The organism is Spirillospora sp. NPDC046719 (assembly GCF_040645715.1).
GTDB lineage: Bacteria > Actinomycetota > Actinomycetes > Streptosporangiales > Streptosporangiaceae > Spirillospora.
In genome coordinates this window covers 3,541-6,258 of record NZ_JBEYYT010000496.1, presented here as the reverse complement: position 1 = coordinate 6,258, position 2,718 = coordinate 3,541, and the positions used below count along the sequence as shown (strand labels likewise).

Here is a 2,718-nt window from a genome sequence, read left to right as displayed (position 1 = left end):
GCTGGCCGACGGCAACATCGGCATCGGCGGCGACCCCGCCGCGCTGCTGCGCCGCGTCCTGGGGCTGCTCGGACCCGGCGGCCGGGTGCTGGCGGAGGTGGACCCGCCGGGCGCGGGGACGCGGACCGAGCCGCTGCGGCTGCGGTCGGGCCGCGCGGTCGGCGAGTGGTTCCCCTGGGCTCACGTGTCCGCCGACGGCGCCGGCGCGCTGGCCGCCGCGTGCGGGGCGGCCGTCACCGAGCGGTGGGAGGAGGCCGGCCGATGGTTCGTCGCCCTGCGTCCCTGACCCGGTCCCTCCTCGACCGCCGGCCGGTGCCGCCGGAGGCGCTGACGACGCTGCCGCAGCGCTTCACCAGCCGCCTGCACGACGAGCGGGTCGCCGCGTGGCTGGGCATCGCGCTCGGCGCCTGCTTCCTCGTCGCGTTCTGCACCGGCCTGGTCAGCCACCTGATGCAGAACCCGGCGAACTGGATGACGTGGCCGTCGCGCCCGGTGAACCTGTACCGGGTCACGCAGGGCCTGCACGTCATGACCGGCCTGGCGGCCGTGCCGCTGCTGCTGGCCAAGCTGTGGACGGTCTACCCGCGGCTGCTGCAGTGGCCGCCGGCCCGCTCGGCCGGGCACGCGATCGAGCGGCTGATGGTGTTCGTCCTCGTCGGCGGGTCGCTGTTCCAGCTGGTCACCGGCGTGATGAACATCGACTACTGGTACGCGTTCCGGTTCTTCTTCACCACCGCGCACTACTGGACCGCCTACATCATCATCGGCGCGCTGCTGATCCACATCGCCAACGAGTGGGCCAAGACGCGCCGAACGGTGATGACGCGGCCGCAGGACGGGCTGCGGCGCCGCACGTTCCTGCTGACGGTGCTCGGCGCGAGCGGCGTCGTCGTCGCGACGACCGTGGGGGAGACGTTCTCGCCGCTGGCGCGGCTGGCGGTGCTCGCGCCCCGCCGTCCCGGGATCGGGCCGCAGGGCCTGCCGGTCAACAAGTCCGCGGCCGGGTCGGGCGTCACCGCGCTCGCCCGCGACCCGGGGTGGCGGCTCACCGTCACCGGCCGCGTCCGGCGGGAACTGACCCTGTCGCTGGCGCAGCTGCAGGCCATGCCGATGCGGACGGCGCGGCTGCCGATCGCGTGCGTGGAGGGCTGGAGCGCGGAGGCCGACTGGGAGGGCGTGCGGCTGCGGGACGTGCTGCGCATGGCGGGCGTCGACGACGACGCGAACGTCCGCGTCGAATCGCTGGAACCCCGCGGCCTCTACCGCACCTCGGAGGTGCGTCCGCCGCACTGGCACGACCCCCTCACGCTGCTGGCGCTGCGGGTGAACGGCGAGACCCTCGACCTCGACCACGGGTACCCGTGCCGGCTCATCGCGCCGAACCGCCCCGGCGTCATGCAGACCAAGTGGGTCGGCCGGCTGGTGGTCGCATGAACGCGCCCATCGCCAGGTACGCGGCGTACGCGGCGGGCACGGCGCTGATCGGGTACGGGCTGAGCGGGATCGTCGCCGACGTCCCGGTGCGGCGCTGGGCGGCGTGGTTCGTGGGCGCCGCGGTCCTGCACGACGGGGTGCTGGTCCCGGTGGTCCTGGCCGCGGGCCTGGTGACGGGCTGGATCCCGGTCGCCTACCGGCGGGTGCTGCGCGGCGCGCTGGTGGTGGCGGCGTGCGTGACGGCGGTCGCGATCCCGCTCGTCCTGGGCTACGGGCGCCGCCCGGACGTCCCGTCGCAGCTGCCGCTGCCCTACGGCCGCAACCTCGCGATCGTCGTGGGGCTGATCGGCGCCGTGGCGGTCGCGGTGCTGGCGTGGCGGGCGATCGCCGGGCGCGGGCGGCGGGACGGCATGAGCGGCGGAGCGCACCGCGCCGTCCCGCCGGGACGGCGGCCGGAGCGAAGGGAGCGGGACAGGTGACCGCCACCGACACCCGGCCGCGGGACGTCCCGGCCCCGGTCGCGCGGCGCGGGAGCCGCCCGGGTTGGATCGCCGTGGCGGTGTGGGCTGTGGGGATCGCGGCGGTGTTCGCCGCCGGCTGGTACCTGCGGCGCGCCGGGCTCGCCACCGAGGACGCGCTGCCGCCGCTGCACGCGCGGGCGCGCTCGCATCCGCTGACCTGGCGGATGGCTCCGGCGGTGGCGGCCGCCGCCGTGCTGGTCACGGCGCTGCCGTGGGCGGCGTCGCGGCTGCGGTGGCGGGCGTTGCCGGTGGTGGCGTGGGCGGGGGCGGCGCTGTGGGCGGTCGCGCTCGCCGCGTCCGACGGGTGGGGCGCGCTCGCCCGGCCGCTGGACGCGCCGACCGAGTACCCGGCGGGCCTGGCGCAGGTGCGGCCCGACCCGCTGGAGTGGCTGCGGACCTTCACCGAGCGGCTCGGCGGCTACACGACGCACGTGCGGGGGCATCCGCCGCTGCCGACGCTGACGCTGTGGGCTCTGGAGAAGGCGGGCCTGCCCGGGACCGGGTGGGCGGCGGCGTTCGTCATCGCGTCGGGCACGTCGGCGGTCGCGGCGATCGCCGTCACGCTGCGGTGCGTCGCGGGGGAGCGGGCGGCGCGGGCGGCGGTGCCGTTCCTGGTGCTGGCGCCGCTGGCGCTGTGGGTCGCGACCGCGATGGACGCGTTCTTCCTCGCGGTCGGCGCGTGGGGGACCGCGCTGACGGCGCTCGCCGCGACCGCCGACGTGCCCGACGCGATGACGAACGCCGCCGCCCACCCGGTCCCGGG

The 2,718-nt window shown here is 77.0% G+C and carries 2 protein-coding genes and 2 pseudogenes; all 4 read left to right on the top strand.

Translation table 11 applies throughout. The annotated features are described in order from the left end of the window. Window positions 1-286: pseudogene (locus ABZ914_RS44140) on the top strand (class I SAM-dependent methyltransferase); the annotation flags it as partial. Beyond that, complete coding sequence (locus ABZ914_RS44135; protein ID WP_500200699.1) at window positions 262-1,434, top strand: molybdopterin-dependent oxidoreductase; 1,173 nt, start codon at window positions 262-264, stop codon at window positions 1,432-1,434. The pseudogene ABZ914_RS44140 and the gene ABZ914_RS44135, both read left to right, overlap by 25 nt. Beyond that, window positions 1,431-1,913, top strand: coding sequence for a hypothetical protein (locus ABZ914_RS44130; protein WP_500200698.1), 483 nt, complete (start codon window positions 1,431-1,433; stop codon window positions 1,911-1,913). Before ABZ914_RS44135 ends, ABZ914_RS44130 begins: the two co-directional genes overlap by 4 nt. After that, window positions 1,910-2,718 (top strand): annotated as a pseudogene (locus tag ABZ914_RS44125) (hypothetical protein); the annotation flags it as partial. The gene ABZ914_RS44130 and the pseudogene ABZ914_RS44125, both read left to right, overlap by 4 nt.

Bases quoted from the DNA above. Each gene is read 5' to 3' on its own strand.
- ABZ914_RS44135 (WP_500200699.1), top strand. From the start codon at position 262: ATGGTTCGTCGCCCTGCGTCCCTGACCCGGTCCCTCCTCGACCGCCGG.
- ABZ914_RS44130 (WP_500200698.1), top strand. From the start codon at position 1,431: ATGAACGCGCCCATCGCCAGGTACGCGGCGTACGCGGCGGGCACGGCG.